The following is a 19,724-nucleotide window of genomic DNA, read 5'->3' as shown; positions in this document are numbered from 1 at the left end:
TGCTATTAGCTTTAGCTGTTGCAAAGAAAGCGCCATCAAGATATAAATATGTAACAGTATGATTTTTAATTAATTTATTTTTATTATTTGCTTTAAGAATAGTAATGGGGATAACTGGTTAGAAAAGACTACACACTGAGTATGAAAAGTTTGCACATCTAATAGCAAAAAGGAGCCATTGGGCTCCTTTTATTCATTTTATTAAAAGCAGTGCTTAAGACTTTTGGCGCTGAGCTTCTTTTTGCGCTAATTTTTCTTCTTTACGCTTTCTAATAGCCTCTTGAGCATCATGGCCAATATGCCCTTCGCCACGTTGCTTAGCCAATTCAATCTGCTTTTGACGCTCAGCAAAACGGGCAATTTGCTCTTCTGTTAGATCTTTGTGGCAATGATGGCAAGACACGCCTTCCATATACTCATCACGTTGCTTTTCTTCTTCGGTGATTGGCATACGACAAGCATGACATTGATCATAAGACCCTTTATTCAAATCGTGATCAACCGCTACACGGTTATCAAAAACAAAGCACTCGCCTTCCCACATCGTTTCTTCTTTTGGCACTTCTTCTAAATATTTTAAAATGCCGCCTTCTAGGTGATAAACCTCTTCGAAACCTTGCTCTTTCATGTATGCTGTTGATTTTTCACAGCGGATCCCGCCAGTACAAAACATCGCTACTTTTTTGTGCTTTTCTGGGTTTAGATTATTTTGCGCCCACTCAGGAAACTCGCGGAACGTCTTCGTCTTTGGGTCGACGGCATTTTTAAACGTACCAATCTCAATTTCATAGTCATTACGCGTATCAACAAGTACCACATCAGGGTCTGAAATCAATGCGTTCCAATCTTGCGGTTTTACGTAGGTGCCAACCACTTCTTTAGGGTCGATACCTTGTACACCCATGGTGACGATTTCTTTTTTAAGCTTTACCTTGGTGCGATAAAATGGGCAGGTTTCGTCGAATGACTCTTTATAAACGATATTATCAAGGCCAGGTTGCTTGTCTAACCAAGCTAGTAGTGCATCAATACCCTCTCGCTTTCCCGCAACAGTACCGTTAATACCCTCTTCGGCAAGTAATAACGTACCACGAACCTCGTTCGTTTCCATGACATCATGAAGGGGTTGTCTTATCTCTTGATAATTAGGTAAAGAGACAAACTTGTACATAGCACAAACAACGTATTGTTCTGACATTGTATTTTCCTAGATTTAAGCTTTGATTCGCTTACACATTAAGCATGACGTGTGTAAAGCATGAAAACCGAGTCGTAAACCCGGCGCTGAGGCGCGTATTCTACGGATTTTTGATTAAAATGCAAAAAACACAAATTCTATATCCGATAGCGTCTATGCTTTGGTATAATCTCGTGTTTTTAAAATTCAAGACTTGGAGAAATTGACTTGAGATTCACTGAACTTGGGATAGATACGCGCCTAGAACAACAATTAGCTCACCAAGGGATCACGGAACCGACCGAAATCCAAGCGCATGCCATCCCAACGGCTTTAGCTGGCCACGATGTTTTTGCGCAGTCTAAAACAGGCTCAGGCAAAACCCTTGCCTTCTTGCTGCCCGCCGTACAGCGTGTAATGAAGCAAAAAGCGCTAAGCAAACGCGATCCACGCGTGGTTATCGTCGCCCCAACTCGTGAACTCGCGACTCAAGTATTCTCTGAATGTCGTGCTTTGTGTGCTGGCACAAATATTCAAGTCTGTAAGGTTTTAGGCGGTGAAAACTACAACGATCAAGTAAAAGCGCTTCGCCGCGACCCACATTTTGTGGTGGGTACACCGGGACGTATTGCCGATCATGTTGAAAATCGCTCTTTGTTTTTGGGCGGCCTTGAACTGCTTATTTTTGATGAAGCAGACCGTATGTTTGACCTTGGCTTTGAGAAACAGCTAGACATCATTAATGACTCTGCGGATCATCGACAAAGACAAACCCTTCTGTTTTCAGCCACGCTAGACCATACTCAGGTTGAAGCGTCTTCGCGTCAATTACTGAAATCGCCAAAACGCATTATGCTAAGTAATGCCCACCAGCAACATGAAGACATTAAACAAGCCCTGTACTTTGCCGATCATTTAGATCATAAAGAAGCGCTGCTGAAACACTTCATCACAAAAAGTGAGGTTGGCCAATGCATTATATTTACTGCAACCCGTGGCGACACCGACAGATTAAGTAAATTATTAAACGACATGTCGATTAAAGCGGTATCACTCTCAGGCGACATGCCACAAAGCAAACGTTTAGATATCATGGAAAGCTTTAGTCGTGGCATTTATAAAGTGTTAGTCACCACAGATGTCGCCTCCCGCGGATTAGATTTATTGTCAGTAACGCATGTTATTAACTTTGACTTACCTAAGCAGGCTGAGGAATACGTGCATCGTATTGGTCGTACAGGCCGAGCTGGCTTCAAAGGTCATGCGATTTCGCTTGTGGGTCCAAAAGACTGGAATAGTTATGTGGCAATCAAGAACTATCTTGATGAACCATTGCGCTTTGAAGAAGTGGAAGGCCTGGTTGGTAAATTCAAAGGGCTTAAACAAAAACCACAGCATGGTAAAAATCGTCCTGCAAATGTAGCGCCTAGCAAAACGAGTAAACCAAAGAAAAAGCCTGTGAAAAAAGCACAGCCACGAAAAGTGATCCAGCCACCAATTGATATTGATGGCTCAATGCCACTACGTCGCAAACCAAAACCACAAACTGACGAGGAATAATCATGCTAGGTCAAATTAAGATGTTAACCATTGAAGAACTTACCGCTGAAGGTGCGTACTTGAACGGTGGTGAACTTGGCGATGTGTTTCTTCCGCGCACAGAAGTGCCAAAGCACATGGAAGAAGGCGACTCTGTTGAGGTTTTTATTTATCAAGATAACCTTGGGCACGCTACCGCAACGACGAAAAAGCCGTTAGCGCAAGTTGGAGAGTTTGCCCTACTGCGTGTAAAAGAAATCAATAAAGTTGGTGCCTTTTTAGATTTGGGCATAGATAAAGACGTGCTTGCTCCATACAATGAGCAAAAACCGAAAATGCGCGATGGTTACAGCTATTTAGTGAAGTTGTATCTAGATAACGCCAGTAAACGCATTTGTGCATCCAGTGCACTGGGTAAATTTTTAGGTAAATCGAAAGCTCAGTATGATAAGTTTGAAGAAGTAGACTTGATTGTCGCTGCAAAAACTGACTTGGGCTATAAAGTTATTGTCAATGAAAAACACTTTGGCTTGGTTTTTTTCAACGATGTGTTTAAGCGCATGTACATCGGCCAGCGGATGAAAGGCTTTGTTAAAGCAGTTCACGACGAAGATAAGATTGACGTGGTATTAGAGAAACCTGGCATAGGGAAAGTAAAAGACCTAGCAGAGGAAATATACAGTAAACTAGAAGAAAGTGGCGGCTATTTACCATTGGGTGACAAGTCAGATCCTGACGCCATCAAACGCACTTTCTCCACCTCTAAGGCTAACTTTAAAAAAGCCATTGGTGGTTTATTTAAAGATGGCCGAATTGACATTGAAGCGACTTCTATTTCAATTCGAAAGTCTTAACCGATAATCATAGGTAGCAAGTCTCAATCTGAGACTTGCTATTACATCGGGCTGGCTTCAAACATATCACGCCACTTATCTACCGCCTTTAGCCCTAATTCAAAGCCCAATTTATAGTCTGACTTTAAGGTCTCGGAACTTGATCCTAGTACCATCGACTCTAGTGTTCTAGTTGGCGCAATTTGAATGACATTAACGTCCTCTGGCGGAGCCTTCATAAAGTTAACTGCATCGGCGTAGCGACTTTGATAGTGATGATACATTTCAAACATTTTTGGAGATTGGTTAACCCGTCGCATAATTGGTTTTAACCGCTTAAGCACTGGCATTTTGCCATCGTCTTGGGCCTCTATTGTCCTTATCACCCATATATTTTTTGCACCTTTTTGATGCGCCCAGCGAACAGGTAATGGATCGGCAACACCGCCATCCATCAAGCCATGTCCTTGCACATTCACACCGGGGCGATATAAAAATGGAATTGCACTCGACGCTTTAAGGTGCGTGAACATATTGTCATGCCACGTATGCAAATAATGTGGCGCTAGTGATTCAAGATCACTTGCTACCGCATAAAAGTTACTCTTTGGCGTTAAATGATGCGGCTCTGTAGGAAAGCGTACCTTAGTGCTGTGCTCGACTTGATGAAAATACCAATCGAGATCAATAACATTCCCCCCATTAAAAAAGCGTGCGGGGCGAAAGAATTGCTGCTCTGTCGTTAGTGATTCAATGGCAGTTTGCGCATACTGGCTAGCACGAGCGCAATATGCAGCAAGATTTTATGCCCCTGCTGATACTCCCACTTTTAAATCAAACGGCGTAAACCTTTTTTCAAGAAAAGCATCAAGCACTCCCGCAGTAAAAATACCTTTTTGACCTCCGCCTTCAGCAATAATTGCGGAGCGTATATTATTTGCCATAGTGTGTTCTTTTGTTATGAAAAACTGTGCTTCACTCTATTTACTGAGGACAAAACCCTGTAAATTCAAGTTTTCATTCGGTAATAAAAATGCCCTGCTGAGCATCAAAGTTCAAGCAAGGCATTTATAGTACTCTCTGAGTGACAAGGATGAGATTAGAGTTTGCTTACTGAACTCTCTAATGGCCTTTTTAAAAAGGTGACCAATAACGCAGGTAAAATGGTGAGTGTTACGATAGTTGCCATAGCAATACCGCAAAGTACTATCATGCCCACTCCCCGATAAAGTTCAGAGCCTTCTCCTGGAATAAAGACCAAGGGTGCAAGACCACATAGCGTCGTCATTGTCGACATAACAATCGGTTTTAATCGTGTTTGCAGTGCCGAGATCACAGCTTCATAAACACTCATTGAGGTGTTTTCCAGATTTCTACGACTTTGATCAACGATTAGTATTGGGTTATTTACCACAGTTCCAAGCAAGATTAAAAAGCCAAGCATAGTGATCATGTCAAAAGGCTGATGAAAAGCTCCTGTAACACTTCCAATACCATTGATAGCAATCAAACCCAGTAAACCGCCAGCCATACCGAGGGGGACTGTTGCCATAATAAATAATGGGTAACCCCAGTGTTTAAAAATAGCGACCAACAATAAATAACAAAGTGCCAATGCAACGATAAAATTACTACCTAACGCTTCTTTTGTTTTGTCTAGTTGGTCGGCTGCCCCACCAATACTCACATTGACACCGGGCAACAGATCGCCTTGTCTCTGAAGCTGTGGTAACAACTCAGTTCTAACCAACTCTTGTGCTTGCTCAAGCGCCACATTTCTTGGTGGAATGATATAAACAGTCACCGTTCTGCGACCATCAACTCGGCGCAAACTATCGCTGTCAGCTTTTTCTTGCAGATCCGCTAAGGAGCTTAATGGGATTAGGCCTGCTTTTGTAACAACGGGCGACTGCGCAAGTTGTGACAGGCTTTGCTGATTTCCTGCCTCTGAAAACAAGAAAACATCCACTTTATCGTCGCCTAAAATAAGCTCATCAACATAAGCACCATCACTCAAGGCCGCAACTGTGTAGCCTAATTCATCTGCACTCATACCGACCTCAGCGAGCCGCTGCCACCTAGGTTGAATTTCAATGAGAGGTTGGTCAAGAGTCAGTGAAGAAGGTGCCGAATCTATCTGAGGGTTATCAAACACCTCTCCTGCCAATCGGTAAACCGCATCTGCAGCGCGATAAAGTGCTGTTTGATCTGTGCCGCTAATGTCCAAGGCAACAGCTCTAGAACCACCATCATTACTTGAAATGATAGATCCTCTAGAAGAAAATGCACGCATGCCTGGATAGCTTCTGAATTTACTCGTGATCGCATCCATCATCTCGTCAATGTATTCGCCATTATACGGCTCGCTTAATAGCCAAATACTGCCAACACCGACGGACATTGAATAATATTTAAGAGGTGGTAACTGTGTTTTCCCCGCAACAAAATCACTATCGTCATTTTCCAGATGCTTGTTTAAGTAAGGGAGTATTTCGTCACCAATCTTCTGCATATGACTAAGGTTATACCCTGGCGGCGCTATCATCATCGAAAACGCTTTGGGCTCTTCACCTTCTGGTAGATACTCAGCTTTTGGCATAAATAGCCATGCACCACCTAGCAGTAACACACTCCCCAAAACAATACACCCAACACGAGCAGAACTGCTTGATAGCATAGCTGGAACAACTTTTGGCAACGTCAGTGTTGATAGCATGCCGCTGGTAATATTCTTGCACGCGAAATTCGCATTTGCAGCAGGCACGACGAATAACGCAACTAGCATAGAAGCGATGATCGCAGCGGAAATTGCAATAGCGACATCTGAATATAACTGCCCTGCTTCTTGCTGAATAAATAAAATCGGCGCGAACACAAGCACGGTAGTCAGTGTTGACGCCAGTACGGCTGGCCACACTTCTTGTACACCAGAGATAGCCGCTTGCAACTTATCTAGCCCACGACGTCTGGCTTGCTCTATATTTTCAAGCACAACGATAGTGTTATCAACCGTCATCCCAATAGCAAACGCGACTCCAGCTAAAGAAATAACATTAATCGTCCTATCAAAAAGTAGTAATCCCAAAAACGCTGCAATAGTACAAATAGGTACGCCCATTACACCAATGAGTGTAGAGCGTGGGCTTTTTAAAAACCAAAACATCACCAAAGTGGCGAGGAGCGCGCCTAAAATGAGGTTGGTCCATACGTTTTCAACAGATCCTTTGACATAACGAACGTCGTCACTGAGCAACGTTAGCTGTAAACCATTGTGTGAGAGCATGTCACGATTGATACGCGCCACTACCTGCATCATTTCTTCTTTTATCGCCATCACGTTAGAGCCACTTTCTCGTCTAACCGAAAGCATTAATGCTCGCTCGCCGTTGTTATATGCAACATCTCTGACCTCGTAGTGGTCAAGCTTGACTTCAGCAATATCTTTCAGTTTGATAGTTGTATTCTGGCGTTGACTGACTACCAATTCCTCCAGTGCTTGTGCAGATTGAAAACGACCGACCATCCGCAGTAAATAGCGACGTTTGCCACTGTCTATATCTCCAGCTGACGCATCTTGGTTGCGACTTCTTATCGCATTTCTAACATCAACCAAACTAATTCCGCGACTTGCTAGTTTTTGTTGGTCGACCAAGATTTGCACCTGATAAAGTGCACCACCACGGACGTTAACTTGAGAAACACCGGAAACTCTTTCCATCTCTGGACGAATAAAGTCTTCGGCATAATCACGCAGCATATCAATATCGATGTTAAGCGGATTACCTGATTGTGGCTTTAAGTTAAAGAACATAAACGCATTGCTCGAAAATGAGCTGCTATACAACACTGGTTGATCAACATTTTCAGGATAATTTGGCACTTGAGACAATGCGTTACTGACATTTATCAGAGCTTCATTTACATCAACACCAAAAGGAAACTCTAATTCAATCTCGGCTTCACCAGTACTTGCATAACTCGACATCCGCTTGAGATTGGCAAGGGAGCGTAGGTATCGCTCTTGCTCTATTAATATTTCCTTCTCTACGTCTTGAGGTGTTGCCCCAGGCCAATTGGTAACAACAGAGATTGTTCTTACTTCCAGATCAGGGATCATTTGTACGGGGATCTTAAATGCAGCAACAATACCTAATATTGAACAGATTAATACCGTCACGGCAACGAGAATGGCATGCTTTACACTCGCTTTTAACATGACTACTCCTATAGCCTCGGCACGATATTTAACAGCTGATCGGCTTGTAACAGCTCATTGCCTTCCACTACCACTTGCTCACCAACCTGCAAGCCTGAAGTCACTTCAATATATCCGTTTAATCTACTACCAACTTTTATGTGTTGGCGCTTTGCTTTACCGTTATCTACAACGAATACGCTGAAGCCACCATCAGGGTGACGCAGTACTGCATCATTTGGAATAACGACACTTTGTTGTGCATCGACCAGAGGCAGTTGCGCTGTCGCTGAAGCGCCGACTCGCAGCCCGCTATCTGTTGCTACAACCAGTCTAAGTAGAAAAGTCCGGCTAGCTTGGTCGACCACAGGAAGCTTAGCTAATACTTTTGCTTGATGTACCAAAGAAGTATCACCAGCGACATTGAAATTAACTGCGCTGCCAACTTTAACCAGTTGGAAATACTCCTGAGGTACTTGTAAATCAAGCCAAAGTGTTGCTTCGCTTACCAATTCAAAGACCGTTTGGCCTCGGGTTACCCACTCACCTAAGTCAACCGTACGTTTTGCAATAACACCGGAAAAAGGTGCGCGTAATTGGTGTCTATTTAACAATTCTTGTTGATATGTAATATTTGCTCGCGCTTCTAATAACGAGGCCTCTGCTAATTTCAGTCTAGTGTTTCGCTCTGCAAGCTCTGTTTGTGCAAACAATTTTTGTTTTGATAAGGATTTGGCTTCGTTTACGAGCCTTAATGCGTTATTTCGTTCAACTTGAGCTCGCTCTAGAGCCGCTTCTAAACTTTTAAGCTCCGCGTTTATCAATGCGGCATCTAAACCTAGCAGGACAGTTTGTGCAGTAACTATATCACCGGTTTCAGCTAAAATAGTTGTCACCACGCCATCCGTTAAGCTTGATACCTCAGCATGCTGGGCGGCGCTGATCGATCCTGTTAAAGATAATGTTCGTTGAAGTTTCTGTTGTTTCACTTCTGCCACTACCACATTGGCAGCATCAGCAAATAAATAGAAAGGCAACAGGAATAAAATTAAGCAAACGCTTTTCATATTACATTGTTCCAAAATTATTTGACCATAACCCTTTGAGTTCACACTCGAAGAATACAAGCAGATTGACAAACTGTTCCGTCCAATACGTAAAGTTGCCAAAACGAGGACACATTAACACAAATAGCAATCATTACCATCCAAACATGTTAAATGGAATAAAAAGGTAGTTGATATGATGTTAAAGGTAGCAATCAAAAAGCGACGAGCAATAATCTCTTAAATATAAAGTTGTGCATAGACAAAGTTTGATTGTATATATCTTGGTTGAAACTGACCCGAAGAGCGTTAAAAATCGATTGTGAACGATAGTCCCTGACTAGTGAGCTAGGAAACGTGTTTAAGCAACAGGCAATCTATTCATTTCATAGTGAACGAAGCCGCCGAAGAATAGATAATCGGCGGCTTTTATGAAAGTTACAGTGGTTGTGTTAAATCTAACTGATACAGCGCAAATCCATTTTCGTTGGTTTTTCCGGTAGGGAGAATATGAATAAACTGCTGACTATATAACTCTGCATCAGTGCTCGCTGAGCTAAAAAACTCAATATGTGCGCCAACCACAGAAGTAAATGACCAGTTCATATCTGCGGATGGATCTAAACCCTTTGCACCATTTTTTTCACTGACATACGTAATGTAATCTGCAACGACCTGACGGTTCTCATTTGGTGAATCAACCACTATTTTATCAGCTGATACATGTGGAAAGTTACCGCCGCCCGAAGCGCGATAGTTATTTGTTGCCACTAAGAAAATTTGCTCATCTGTTACTAGTTCGCCTTGATATTTAAGTGCTTTGATCCGATTGCCGTTAGAGACCTTGTCACCATTTGCTGCGTAACGCGCAGGCTCGGTAACATCAATTTGATAAGTTACGCCATCTAACACGTCGTAATTATAAGAAGGAAAATCGGGGTTGATCAACGCCTGAACCCCCTCAGTGTTTGCTGTGATCTGGTTAAATTGTCCAGCAGACATTTCAAGCCATTCACGAACTTCAGCACCCGACAGCTTCAGTACTTTGAGCACATTTGGATAAATATACATATCAGCTACGTTACGATAAGCAATGTCTCCGGCAGGAATCGCGGTGAAATCATCGGGCCCACCTCGACCTGCGCGAAATGGTGCACCAGCGGAGAGAATAGGCAGACCTTCCAACTCCGTACCTTGGACGATTTTTGCGGTATACCATGCTTGTGCATCAGTAACGATCTGAATAGATGGATCGTCATTAACCAAAGCGAAATAGCTATTAACGGTATTGGTAATTTTTGCGAATGGTTCATTGACCCAAGTCCGCGTTTCATTATGCTCATGACGAATCGCGGCTTCAATAGTTGCGTCGCTCTCTGCCAAAGAAACAGTATTACGATTATCATCAGTCTCGTAAATTGGCCTGAGCGTTGATTGAGAATCGACCACAACCCATTCTCCTGAATTAAACCGAACATCTAAGTCAATTATACCTAAATGATTTCCCCAAAATCCCGGCATCACCGCTGCAACACCATTAATCGTACCCTTTTCGTTATCAATACCATAAGCTTGTAAATCGCCGTAGCCAGCCCCGGGAAAATTGGCGTGTGCATGGCCGAACATAATGGCATCAATACCTTCAACTTTCGACAGCGCATAAGAGGCATTCTCAGCCATTGGTTTATCAGCGCTTACATCTAACCCTGAATGTGGAATAGCAACAATGATATCCGCACCCTCAGCTTTCATTTTGGGTATATAATATTCCGCCATTTTTATAATATCTTTGGCTATCACCTTACCTTCAAGGTTGGCCTTATCCCACTGCATAATTTGCGGTGGCACAAACCCAATAAACCCAACGTTAATCACTTGCTCCTTACCAAGTTCATCAAGAAACCGTTTTTCTTTAACAATGTAAGGGGTAAAAAAAGGGACGTCATTTGATTCGTCTTCGTCGCCATCAACTTTAAACACATTGGCGCTAATATAAGGAAAATTGGCATCATTAATTGCCTCTTCCAAAAACTCTAGGCCGAAATTAAATTCGTGGTTACCAATATTTGCAACGTCATACGTTAATGTATTCATTGCTTTATAAACAGGATGCACGTCACCTTCCTTTAAATCTTTTATCTTAGCTATATAATCACCAAGTGGGCTGCCTTGGATTAAATCGCCATTATCAACAAGCATGGCGTTTTTCACTTCGCTTCTAGCATGGTGGATCAAAGCTGCGGTTTTAACTAGTCCAACTTTGTCATCTTGCTTGTCAGAAAAGTAGTTGTAGTTCAGGATGTTTGCATGTAGATCCGTAGTCTCTAATAAACGTAGAGAAACCAAAGTGCCCTCTTTGGGAAGCTCAGCTACCTTAGGTGTATTTATTTCAACGTCATTATCAGAGTCTGAGCAACCAGTTATTATACTTGCCACACCTAAAAGCAGTGCTATTGGGAGTCGTGTTGTATTCATAAGTCCTTTCTTAGCGTTATCTGCATACTCACGTATGCTTAAGTGAATTTGAGTATTGCCTATCAATATCAAGCCATTGCATTTTGCATGGCGGATGTCACTATACGAGGTAAAAAAGTCAGAGAAGCTAAAAATTTGTGGCAGTTAAATGCAACAAATATGACGTTACTAAACCTGTTAGTTGATTATGAAAAGAGCCTCTGTATGACAGAGATTTATAAGCTGTTGGACAGTTTATCCAACTGACAACATTTGCACACTAAACTGAGTTAATGTTAATTTGGGGCAGGTGAATGAATAATCGTTTTACTCTATTTCAACCTTGTGTAGTAGCAAAAAGCAAGCTAGAGTTATTCGCTAGCTTTGAGTGTATATAATTTATTTAATTAGCTTGATGCCATAAGATTTCGATAAATAGCTTGTAACTTTCAGGCTAAGCGTCGATAAGTTAGCCTTCTCAACTCTTCAGGAATTGATGAATTGCACTGTCGCTTGGAAGGTAACAGCTATGGATAGTAATATGAATACTTTAAATAAAAGCAATAAAATTATAAAATAAAAACATAACTGAAAGTTTAAACGGAATAGAATGTATATGGAATTCACTGAAGATAGTAATATCAAATTCAATGTATCTTCCTGCCTTGATGAAAACGCATTACAGCAAATTGAGACAAAGTTTTATGGCGGCGATGCAAAAACCGCATGTAATCAGCAAGTCGAGTTATTTTTTAAACAACCCACACACCTTTCTTTAAGCTTTTCCAGAAATAGCACCCAGTTTTCACATCAGAAATTTATAAACGAAGCTTATGATGTGGCACAAAAGCTTGGCTTTAGGGCAAATTCAATCCCCAACAGAAGTACCTTAATAGTGCTGGGATTGGGTGCTGGCTACCATGTACCACTATTACTTGAGAAGTTAAACTACGTAGATGTAATTGTTATAGAAAATAACAAAGCGCTAGAAACTATTGCATATAACAATATAAACCTCAATTCTTTACGCGAAACATGTATAAAAAGAGGAGGAAATTTAAAAGTTCTACAGTGTCAAAACTACTCATCATTTTTATTTCAGATAAAGCAGTACTTAACCGAGCGGCATTGTGGAATACTTGCTGACATTAGCTTGTATCGACACTACAACAACGAGCTATTTGATGAAATATATGAAAAATTCACAGAGTGGAGAAACTCTCTTGTGAGCATGTGGGGATATGCCGAAGATGAAATCATAGGTATAAGACACACGTTAGCAAATAATGATAGTTTAAGAGTATTTAAAAAATCAGACTTCTCTTGCTTTTCTAACACAACAGCATTAATTGTTGGAAACGGCCCATCATTAGACTTAGTCATCCAAGATATAAAAAGCTTTAAAGGCCTAATCGTTTCCTGCGGTACCTCTTTAGCTAGCTTACTAAAAAATAATATCACTCCGCATATACATGTAGAAATGGAAAGAACTGAAAGTAATCACACGTTGAAAGAGCGTTATCTATGTGATCCGGCATTAAAAAATACAGTTTTGCTGACATTAAACACTGTTTCACCAAAAACATTATCTTTATTTAAAAATAAACTTGTTTTTTTCAAAGCTAACGATTCAGCATCAGAAATAATAAAGCTAAGCAATAATATTGATCTTTTGTATCACTGTAACCCAACGGTAACAAATGCAGCTGCTGCAGCGCTAATCTACATGGGAGTTGAGAAAATTATATTGTCTGGATGTGACTACGGGTTTATTGATGAAAAAGAACATCATAGTATACATTCTCAATACTACAATGAAAGTGACCGCCTAAGTAAATCCAAATTTAAAGGTAGCTTTTATGTAAAAGGAAATAATACCGATAAAGTACTTACGACAAGAATATTTAATGAGTCAAAGAAATCATTAGAATCATTGTTTAGAGTAAACCCAAAGGTAAAAATTTATAATATAAGCAATGGTGCAAAAATAGATGGTACGTTACCTACTCAGAAGTTTCCATGTGACGTCACTGAATACAATAATGAATACCTTTTACATACAATATCTACATTTAAAACTGTCAATTCAACTCGTAAAGCTATAAATAAAAATGTCTCATCTATAGTTGAGGTTATTAACAGCCTAAATAGGAAAATATTATCTTCTTTTAGCTATGGGGACGTTGTTAACGGACTTTCAAAAACTATCAGAGAGTTAGAGGAAAATACCTATGATAGAGCAGCAATGATCCTTCTATCAGGAAGTCTTAAATATATTTTGTTTTCAATACAAAACCACACAAATCACATATCAAAAAATAGTGAGGATATATATATAAGAGAAATAAAGGAACAGCTTGTAAAAGCTATCACACAAATAAAGTTAGAAATTATAAATTTAAATAAGGATAGATAATGAAATTCAACATCTTTGCAGTTCTACCTCTCTCAGTCATCTTAGTAAACACAACTCAATCAGTGGCCTCTGCCGCAGACAATATCAGAGAAACCGCGCAGCATAGCGCTGCATATCAACTAGGTTCTGAATATAGCGCCGATATATTTAGCACAGGCGACTCATTTGGTGCAGGTGACTCATTTGGTGCAGGTGACTCATTTGGTGCAGGCGACTCATTTGGTGCAGGCGACTCATTTGGTGCAGGCGATTCATTTGGTACGGGCGATTCATTTGGTACTGGCGATTCATTTGGTACGGGCGATTCATTTGGTACGGGCGATTCATTTGGTACTGGCGATTCATTTGGTACTGGTGATTCATTTGGTACTGGCGATTCAACTGGTAGCTCAACGTTCCCATATTCTAGTACTGAAATAACAAAAGGCGTATTACACGTTGAATATGAGCAATATGGGTTTAGATCCCCTCTTTATGACATTTGTGTCAGAACAAATAAAAACTTAGTTATAGCTAGGGCGACAGAACAAACAGAGATTGATAGGGGTGCAGACTTTATTGCTAGAGGCAATTATAAAGTTAAGAAAAATATTTTAACTTTGAAGATTGGTGCTACCGATGCTCATAAATTAGAGAAGTTCATCTTTAAGACAAGCGAAGATCCAAATTATACCTTTATGGGTGACTGGTACATCAATAAAAATAATAAGACGAGAGTATATGCACAATATCTCTCAGAAGATTATTACTATGCTTATGGCTGTGACTTAAAACTAGGACAATAAAAAAAAGCCAACGCTCATGGAGCGTTGGCGTTGGCTTTTTCTTCGTTATATAACAGTATTTTTTTATGAGGCTACAATACTATCGTTAACCGCTTTTAATGCTGCTGCAGGATCTTTAGCTTGTGTGATAGGACGACCGATAACAAGATAGTCACTACCAGCTTGCACAGCTTTTTGTGGTGTCATAATTCGCTTTTGATCGCCAGCATCTGTTCCTGCTGGTCGGATCCCTGGTGTAATAAGCTTAAACTCTTCACCAAGCTCACGTTTTAACAATTCTGCCTCTTGTGCAGAACAAACGACTCCATCAAGACCTGACTCCTTTGCAAGTTTTGCTAAATACAGCACTTGCTCTTGCGGAGTCTTTTCAATTCCAAGTTTAAGCAATTGACCCTGATCCATACTGGTTAAGACTGTAACGGCAATAAGTAGCGGTGCTTTATCACCGTAAACTGTTAAGGCTTCTTTCGCCTTTGACATCATTTCATGACCACCACTTGCATGAACATTCACCATCCATACCCCTAGCTCAGCAGCAGCTGCTACTGCTTTTGCGACTGTATTGGGAATATCGTGAAACTTTAGGTCCAAAAATACATCAAAGTTCATGTCTACAAGTTTGTTTACAAACTGTGGGCCAAAATAGGTAAACATTTCTTTACCCACTTTCAATCGGCATTCGTCAGGTGAAAGTTGAGAAACAAATGATAATGCAGCGTCTTCATTATTATAATCAAGCGCAATCAAAACCTTTTTAAAATCTTGTGTCGACATAGTTACCCTATTTGGCCAAATCAAAAATTTAATAACCGTCTAATCCACGGCTTGGAGCTAGAGACTCCCAGTGTTTACATGAGGGACATAGCCAATACATCGTATGGCTTGTAAATCCACAATGACCACATTGATAATTTGGTTTAGTCGCAATATAAGACTTAACCAGTTTATCTATTTCTTGCAATACGTGATCAATTTTAGCATCTTTACCACTTATAAGTTGTAGCAAATAACTAAAGCCTCTAATTGATGGTTCACGCTTTAAACTATCAGTTAGAAACTCTACGGCCCCTGAGATTTTCCCTTGTCTTACCATACCTTGGCAAAACTTTATTCTAATCAATACCCCACCTTTCTCTAATAATTCAGATATCAACTCAAAGAACTGTTCGTGAATGTTTAATTTAACATAACAAGATTCAAGCTCTTCTAACACTAGAGGAGCCATAAATACAAACTGACTTACAAGTTTACGCCAATAATATATACACTTAACATAGTCATCGTGTTTATACGCATCTTTTCCCATTTCATAAAGAGGCCTAACCGTTTCATGGGCAAGAGAGGTCGCCTTTTCAAATAAGCTTGGGTTATTTTCGAGAACAGCAGCTTCACAGTAAAAATTTGCAATCGTTGCACAATGGGAATTTTTTTTGAATAACTCAGAATGCGCCTCATACATATGCATTCCTTTACGCCAGTCTCTAGTTTGAGAGTAGAGGTTTAAAATCGGATCAAGCGCCTCTTTAAAACCCAATTTTACTAGAATAACTAAGTGCTCCTCGGCACTATCTAATAAACCTGCCAATATGTAATCTTGAGCAAGTTCTAAACGGCATGATTTAACAACTTCTTCATCAAGATTTGGCTGTTTAAGTAACAGTTCATGAATTTTGATTGCTCTATCTAGCTCTCCTCGCTTCCTAAATAAAGATGCAAGGGTAAGATAATGATCTACTGAATCTGCAGAGATTTCTAAAAGTTTGGTAAGATGTTCAAGACCTTGATCTTCCTCTCTATCTAATAGGAACTTCAGGCCTTTACTATATTCTGAGGTGATCTGCCTGCTTTGTTCTAGTGCTTGATTTTTAGCACTATTTTTACCCATAACATAACCGTATGCAGCGGCCACAGGTAGTAATAAAAACAGCAGCTCGATCATGACTAGCGTTCGGTTGCTTGGCTAAGCTTACTATTACTTTTTTTTTAGGCGATGGTTCTGCCATTTAAGCTTAGATAAAACCGGTGCGGTTACCAATAAGCCAATCATTATTCCAAACGCTAAACAAATGCTCATTAAGGTTGCGAGTGGTAACTCTGCACTTGCAATTACAAAATTGACACCAACTACTTGTGGATTTTGTGTTCCAACTAAAAATGCAATCAGTATGGCAACAACAGCTAATCCCTTTTTCAATACTGCAACCAAGTTTTGCTCCGTTAGACTTAATTATTTAAGCTTTCGTTTACTCTATCGCGCAGTTCTTTGCCTGGCTTAAAGTGCGGGACATATTTACCGTCTAATTCAACTGTTTCGCCAGTCTTAGGATTACGACCAGTACGAGGTGAACGGAAATGAAGCGAGAAACTACCAAAACCGCGGATCTCTATGCGTTCCGAGTCTGATAATGAGCCAGCCATTTGTTCAAGGATTTCTTTTACCGCATTTTCTACATCTTTAACAGGAACATGAGCGTGCTGCAGTGCAAGTTGTTCTATCAATTCAGACTTTGTCATAATGTTTCCTTTAAGGGTATAAGGAAGGGCTAAGCGCCCTTCCTAGTGTAAAGACTTATTAATTAGTCTTTTTGAGCATTTTTGAAAGCTGCAGCCATTGCGTTTTCGAACGCAGGCTCTTCTTTCTTAAGCTTCTCTAGAGCTTCTTTTTCTTCAGCTTCGAAGATAGCTTTAACTGATAGGCTGATAGTACGATTCTTACGATCAACACCTACAAATTTAGCTTCGATTTCGTCACCTTCAGAAACAGCAGCAGTTGCGTCTTCAACACGCTCCTGTGCGATGTCAGCTACACGGATGTAACCTTCAACGCCTTCACCTAGCTCTACAGTTGCGCCTTTAGCGTCAACTTCAGTCACTTTACCTTTAACAATAGCACCTTTTTTGTTGGCGTCTAGGTAGTTAGTGAATGGATCAGCATCGATTTGCTTAACGCCTAGAGAGATACGCTCACGCTCTGGGTCAACTTGTAGAACGATAGCTGTGATTTCGTCACCTTTCTTGTACTCACGTACAGCTTCTTCGCCTGGAGTATTCCAAGAGATGTCAGATAGGTGTACAAGACCGTCAATACCACCGTCAAGGCCGATGAAGATACCAAAGTCAGTGATTGACTTGATCTTACCAGAAACTTGGTCGCCTTTATTGTTAAGACGAGCAAATTCTTGCCAAGGGTTAGCTTTACACTGCTTAAGACCTAGAGAAATACGACGACGCTCTTCGTCAATTTCAAGAACCATAACTTCAACAGTATCACCTAGTGAAACTACTTTTGAAGGGTGGATGTTCTTGTTAGTCCAGTCCATTTCTGAAACGTGTACTAGACCTTCAACGCCTTCTTCGATTTCAACGAAACAGCCGTAGTCAGTTAGGTTAGTTACGCGACCAGTAAGCTTTGCACCTTCTGGGTAACGACCAGCGATAGCAGCCCATGGATCTTCGCCAAGTTGCTTAAGACCTAGAGAAACACGAGTCTTCTCTTTGTCGAACTTAAGTACTTTAACGTTGATTTCGTCACCTACGTTCACGATCTCTGAAGGGTGCTTAACACGCTTCCAAGCCATGTCAGTGATGTGTAGAAGACCGTCAACACCGCCTAAGTCTACGAATGCACCGTAGTCAGTAAGGTTCTTAACGATACCTTTAACTTCTTGACCTTCAACAAGGTTTTGAAGTAGTTCTTCACGCTCTTGAGAGTTTTCAGACTCGATAACAGCACGACGTGAAACAACAACGTTGTTGCGTTTTTGGTCTAGCTTGATTACTTTGAACTCTAGCTCTTTACCTTCAAGGTGAGCGGTGTCGCGAACTGGACGTACATCAACAAGTGAACCAGGTAGGAATGCACGGATTGAATCAACTTCAACTGTGAAACCGCCTTTAACTTTACCGTTGATAACACCAGTAACAGTCTCTTGCTCTTCACAAGCTTTCTCAAGACGGATCCAAGCTTCGTGACGCTTAGCTTTTTCACGAGAAAGGATAGTCTCACCGAAACCGTCTTCGATTGCATCTAGTGCTACGTCTACTTCGTCGCCTACTGCAACTTCTAGTTCACCAGCAGCATTTTTGAATTGCTCTGCAGGGATTGCACTTTCAGACTTAAGGCCAGCGTCAACAAGAACAACGTTGTTCTCGATAGCGATTACTGTACCTTTAACGATTGAGCCTTGCTCAACTTCAAAACCCTGTAGGCTTTCTTCAAATAACTGCGCAAAATTTTCTGACATACTAAATACGTCTCTATAAAGTTAAATTACCAATTAGCAACCATGCTGCATGGGGTTGTTAAATAAACACTAGCTTCCTGCCTGTGTCATTAAAAATTACTTCGGCAAGCAACTTTTAGGAAGCTTACCTGCCACAATGGCGTCTTGGATAAAAGACATAACCTGTTCGAACACTTGCTCAGCGTTATGCTCTGTTGTGTCAACAACAATAGCATCACTGGCAGGCACTAATGGGGCAACCTTGCGATTCATATCGCGATCATCGCGAGCTTTAATGTCTTCCAACAGACCACTTAGTGTAACATCATGGCCTTTTTCATTCAACTCAACAAATCGTCTACGAGCACGTTCTTCTGCGCTTGCCGTTAAATAAATTTTGAGCTCTGCGTCAGGGAACACAACCGTTCCCATATCACGTCCATCTGCTATCAAACCTACTTCGCTTCTAAAAGCACGTTGACGACGCAGTAAAGCTTCTCTCACGCGAGGAAGTGCCGCAATTTTTGATGCTGCCGCACCAACTTCTTCATTGCGAATGGTGTTTGTGACGTCTTCACCTTCAAGTACAATTTTGCTTTTTTTAGTTTCTTTATCTATTGAAAATTGTACATCCAAATTGGCAGCGAGTGGGACTAACCCCTCTTCGTTGTCTGTAGCAATTTGGTGGTGTAGTGCAGCCAAAGAAAGTACGCGATAAATCGCACCACTGTCCAACACTTCCCAATTTAATGTTTCAGCTAACAAGCGACAAACAGTTCCTTTGCCTGAACCACTTGGGCCGTCTACGGTGATAACTGGCATAGCTGCCTGCATTTAGACCTCCTAAAAATGCTCACCTGAATTTGACGGCGCACAGTATACGTCAATTTGCTGAACATATCCTTATTTACCTGTCATTTTTTGTTATATGTCAAATTATTAGTGCCATTAAATACCGTAAGACATAAGCTTTTGGCATAAAACCAACCATCAAATTTATACAAATAATTGTTAGAGCAAGTTACTTTTTAGCTGAGGTAAACTGAAAGTTGATGC

The 19,724-nt window shown here is 40.9% G+C and carries 16 protein-coding genes; 4 read left to right on the top strand and 12 right to left on the bottom strand.

Annotated elements, in window-relative coordinates:
• Positions 1-214: 214 nt before the first annotated feature.
• Positions 215-1,198 carry a rhodanese-related sulfurtransferase gene (locus tag D9603_RS05710; RefSeq protein ID WP_128730599.1) on the bottom strand — a complete coding sequence of 328 codons (984 nt, stop codon included), beginning with the start codon at positions 1,196-1,198 and terminating at the stop codon, positions 215-217.
• A 207-nt stretch (positions 1,199-1,405) separates the two neighbouring features.
• Between D9603_RS05710 and D9603_RS05705 the strand changes: the two genes are divergently transcribed.
• Together D9603_RS05705 and D9603_RS05700 are read left to right on the top strand one after the other, a co-directional pair.
• Entirely contained in the window at positions 1,406-2,737 is a 1,332-nt protein-coding gene (locus D9603_RS05705; protein ID WP_125253931.1) for a DEAD/DEAH box helicase, read from the top strand.
• Between the two features lie 2 nt (positions 2,738-2,739).
• Positions 2,740-3,570 carry a S1-like domain-containing RNA-binding protein gene (locus D9603_RS05700; RefSeq protein WP_125253930.1) on the top strand — a complete coding sequence of 277 codons (831 nt, stop codon included), beginning with the start codon at positions 2,740-2,742 and terminating at the stop codon, positions 3,568-3,570.
• Positions 3,571-3,611: 41 nt separating this feature from the next.
• Here the strand turns inward: D9603_RS05700 and D9603_RS22075 are convergent, their stop codons facing one another.
• The 5 genes from D9603_RS22075 to D9603_RS05680 all read right to left on the bottom strand — a co-directional run bounded on the left by D9603_RS22075 (position 3,612) and on the right by D9603_RS05680 (position 11,265).
• On the bottom strand, positions 3,612-4,082 hold the full coding sequence (locus tag D9603_RS22075) for a DUF6363 domain-containing protein (RefSeq protein WP_241651594.1): 471 nt from the start codon (positions 4,080-4,082) through the stop codon (positions 3,612-3,614).
• A gap of 270 nt (positions 4,083-4,352) precedes the next feature.
• On the bottom strand, positions 4,353-4,493 hold the full coding sequence (locus D9603_RS22070) for a patatin-like phospholipase family protein (RefSeq protein ID WP_241651593.1): 141 nt from the start codon (positions 4,491-4,493) through the stop codon (positions 4,353-4,355).
• 155 nt (positions 4,494-4,648) lie between these two features.
• Positions 4,649-7,765: an efflux RND transporter permease subunit gene (locus D9603_RS05690; RefSeq protein ID WP_128730598.1), complete on the bottom strand. Its 3,117-nt coding sequence runs from the start codon at positions 7,763-7,765 to the stop codon at positions 4,649-4,651.
• Between the two features lie 8 nt (positions 7,766-7,773).
• Entirely contained in the window at positions 7,774-8,811 is a 1,038-nt protein-coding gene (locus D9603_RS05685) for an efflux RND transporter periplasmic adaptor subunit (RefSeq protein ID WP_128730597.1), read from the bottom strand.
• A gap of 417 nt (positions 8,812-9,228) precedes the next feature.
• The gene (locus D9603_RS05680) at positions 9,229-11,265 is read right to left on the bottom strand and encodes a bifunctional 2',3'-cyclic-nucleotide 2'-phosphodiesterase/3'-nucleotidase (protein ID WP_128730596.1); all 2,037 of its coding nucleotides are present in this window, start codon (positions 11,263-11,265) and stop codon (positions 9,229-9,231) included.
• Between the two features lie 595 nt (positions 11,266-11,860).
• Here D9603_RS05680 and D9603_RS05675 point away from each other — a divergent pair.
• A complete protein-coding gene (locus D9603_RS05675) occupies positions 11,861-13,660 on the top strand; it encodes a 6-hydroxymethylpterin diphosphokinase MptE-like protein (RefSeq protein ID WP_161972720.1) in 1,800 nt (599 codons plus the stop codon).
• Entirely contained in the window at positions 13,660-14,445 is a 786-nt protein-coding gene (locus D9603_RS05670; protein WP_128730594.1) for a hypothetical protein, read from the top strand. The genes D9603_RS05675 and D9603_RS05670 overlap by 1 nt, the downstream gene beginning before the upstream one ends.
• A gap of 63 nt (positions 14,446-14,508) precedes the next feature.
• Here the strand turns inward: D9603_RS05670 and pyrF are convergent, their stop codons facing one another.
• From pyrF to cmk, 6 genes are all read right to left on the bottom strand, one after another.
• Complete coding sequence (pyrF, locus tag D9603_RS05665) at positions 14,509-15,219, bottom strand: orotidine-5'-phosphate decarboxylase (RefSeq protein WP_128730593.1); 711 nt, start codon at positions 15,217-15,219, stop codon at positions 14,509-14,511.
• A gap of 28 nt (positions 15,220-15,247) precedes the next feature.
• Positions 15,248-16,384: a lipopolysaccharide assembly protein LapB gene (locus tag D9603_RS05660; protein ID WP_128730592.1), complete on the bottom strand. Its 1,137-nt coding sequence runs from the start codon at positions 16,382-16,384 to the stop codon at positions 15,248-15,250.
• 33 nt (positions 16,385-16,417) lie between these two features.
• Positions 16,418-16,651, bottom strand: a complete 234-nt coding sequence (locus D9603_RS05655; RefSeq protein WP_241651592.1) for a LapA family protein — start codon at positions 16,649-16,651, stop codon at positions 16,418-16,420.
• Between the two features lie 17 nt (positions 16,652-16,668).
• On the bottom strand, positions 16,669-16,959 hold the full coding sequence (ihfB, locus tag D9603_RS05650; protein ID WP_010377033.1) for an integration host factor subunit beta: 291 nt from the start codon (positions 16,957-16,959) through the stop codon (positions 16,669-16,671).
• A gap of 62 nt (positions 16,960-17,021) precedes the next feature.
• Complete coding sequence (gene rpsA / locus D9603_RS05645; protein ID WP_125253920.1) at positions 17,022-18,689, bottom strand: 30S ribosomal protein S1; 1,668 nt, start codon at positions 18,687-18,689, stop codon at positions 17,022-17,024.
• 96 nt (positions 18,690-18,785) lie between these two features.
• Positions 18,786-19,502 carry a (d)CMP kinase gene (cmk, locus tag D9603_RS05640; RefSeq protein WP_128730591.1) on the bottom strand — a complete coding sequence of 239 codons (717 nt, stop codon included), beginning with the start codon at positions 19,500-19,502 and terminating at the stop codon, positions 18,786-18,788.
• Positions 19,503-19,724 lie beyond the last annotated feature (222 nt).

It is taken from the genome of Pseudoalteromonas sp. PS5 (genome assembly GCF_004103255.1).
Taxonomy (GTDB): domain Bacteria; phylum Pseudomonadota; class Gammaproteobacteria; order Enterobacterales; family Alteromonadaceae; genus Pseudoalteromonas; species Pseudoalteromonas peptidolytica.
The sequence above is the reverse complement of the archived record's forward strand: the minus strand, read 5'-3'. Positions and strand labels throughout refer to the sequence as shown.

What these genes read in the sequence shown, in the direction of transcription:
- ihfB (WP_010377033.1), bottom strand. Translation starts at nt 16,959, where the DNA reads ATGACAAAGTCTGAATTGATAGAACAACTTGCACTGCAGCACGCTCAT.
- D9603_RS05680 (WP_128730596.1), bottom strand. Translation starts at nt 11,265, where the DNA reads ATGAATACAACACGACTCCCAATAGCACTGCTTTTAGGTGTGGCAAGT.
- D9603_RS05660 (WP_128730592.1), bottom strand. Translation starts at nt 16,384, where the DNA reads ATGATCGAGCTGCTGTTTTTATTACTACCTGTGGCCGCTGCATACGGT.
- rpsA (WP_125253920.1), bottom strand. Translation starts at nt 18,689, where the DNA reads ATGTCAGAAAATTTTGCGCAGTTATTTGAAGAAAGCCTACAGGGTTTT.
- cmk (WP_128730591.1), bottom strand. Translation starts at nt 19,502, where the DNA reads ATGCAGGCAGCTATGCCAGTTATCACCGTAGACGGCCCAAGTGGTTCA.
- D9603_RS05670 (WP_128730594.1), top strand. Translation starts at nt 13,660, where the DNA reads ATGAAATTCAACATCTTTGCAGTTCTACCTCTCTCAGTCATCTTAGTA.
- D9603_RS22075 (WP_241651594.1), bottom strand. Translation starts at nt 4,082, where the DNA reads ATGTTCACGCACCTTAAAGCGTCGAGTGCAATTCCATTTTTATATCGC.
- D9603_RS05675 (WP_161972720.1), top strand. Translation starts at nt 11,861, where the DNA reads ATGGAATTCACTGAAGATAGTAATATCAAATTCAATGTATCTTCCTGC.
- D9603_RS22070 (WP_241651593.1), bottom strand. Translation starts at nt 4,493, where the DNA reads ATGGCAAATAATATACGCTCCGCAATTATTGCTGAAGGCGGAGGTCAA.
- D9603_RS05690 (WP_128730598.1), bottom strand. Translation starts at nt 7,765, where the DNA reads ATGTTAAAAGCGAGTGTAAAGCATGCCATTCTCGTTGCCGTGACGGTA.
- D9603_RS05710 (WP_128730599.1), bottom strand. Translation starts at nt 1,198, where the DNA reads ATGTCAGAACAATACGTTGTTTGTGCTATGTACAAGTTTGTCTCTTTA.
- pyrF (WP_128730593.1), bottom strand. Translation starts at nt 15,219, where the DNA reads ATGTCGACACAAGATTTTAAAAAGGTTTTGATTGCGCTTGATTATAAT.
- D9603_RS05685 (WP_128730597.1), bottom strand. Translation starts at nt 8,811, where the DNA reads ATGAAAAGCGTTTGCTTAATTTTATTCCTGTTGCCTTTCTATTTATTT.
- D9603_RS05700 (WP_125253930.1), top strand. Translation starts at nt 2,740, where the DNA reads ATGCTAGGTCAAATTAAGATGTTAACCATTGAAGAACTTACCGCTGAA.